We start from the raw sequence: 915 nt of genomic DNA, 5'->3' as shown, positions 1-915 counted from the left end.
CGTCCGATGAGCACGGCGACCGAGACCCGGACACCGGAGCGCGGGGCCCCGTCGGCCCGGACCCGGACCGTGGGGTCGCTCGGGGCGATCGTCTCGGCGGAGCTGCTCAAGCTGCTGCGGCGCCCGGCCACCTGGGTGCTGCTCGGGCTGTGGCCCGCCCTGCAACTGGTGTTCAGCAGCCTCATCCCCTACGTCAGCTACCGGCGCGGCACCTCCTACGAGGGCAGCCCACCGGAGGCGCTGCTGGCCAGCACGCTGCCCGACCGGCTGGTGGAGAACACGCTCTCCGGGCTGCCGCTGTTCGGGGGCGCCCTGCTGCTGACCCTCGGTGCGCTGCTGGCCGGCAGCGAGTACGGCTGGGGCACGCTCAAGACGCTGCTCGGTCAGGGCCCGCGCCGGCTGACGGTGCTCGCCGGTCAGCTGCTGGCGCTCCTCGTGGTGCTGGCCGCGGCCGTGCTGCTGAGCTTCCTGCTCACCGCCCTGGTGAGCTGGACGATCGCCACCGGGTCCTCCGCGACCGTCGACTGGCCCAGCGCGGGTCAGCTGGTCCGCGGGTTCGGCGGCGGACTGCTCATCGCCGCCACGTGGGGCGCGCTCGGGATGCTGCTCGGGACGGCGCTGCGGAGCACCGCGCTGCCGATCGGGCTGGGGCTGGTCTGGGTGCTGGCCGTGGAGAACCTCATCGTCAACGTCGCCGCCCCGCTGCTGGGCGCCTTCGACGCGGCCCAGGCAGCCCTGCCCGGGGTCAACGCCGGGTCGCTGGTGGCCGCGCTGGCCGGGGACGACGCGGAGCTGCGCACCCCGGGTGTGGCGGCCATCGTCGACGGCGGGCAGGCGGCGTGGGTGCTCGCCGGCTTCCTCGTCGTCTTCACCGCGCTGACCGGCCTGCTCCTCACCCGCCGCGACGTCGTCTGA

At 75.0% G+C, this 915-nt stretch carries 1 protein-coding gene; it reads left to right on the top strand.

What is annotated here, in order from left to right; all coding sequences use genetic code 11:
- On the top strand, positions 1 to 915 hold a 915-nt coding region (locus tag FHL79_RS24820; RefSeq protein ID WP_246081230.1), incomplete at its 5' end, for an ABC transporter permease subunit.

The organism is Modestobacter altitudinis (assembly GCF_005930475.1).
GTDB classification, from domain to species: Bacteria; Actinomycetota; Actinomycetes; order Mycobacteriales; family Geodermatophilaceae; genus Modestobacter; species Modestobacter altitudinis.
The sequence above is the reverse complement of the archived record's forward strand: the minus strand, read 5'-3'. Positions and strand labels throughout refer to the sequence as shown.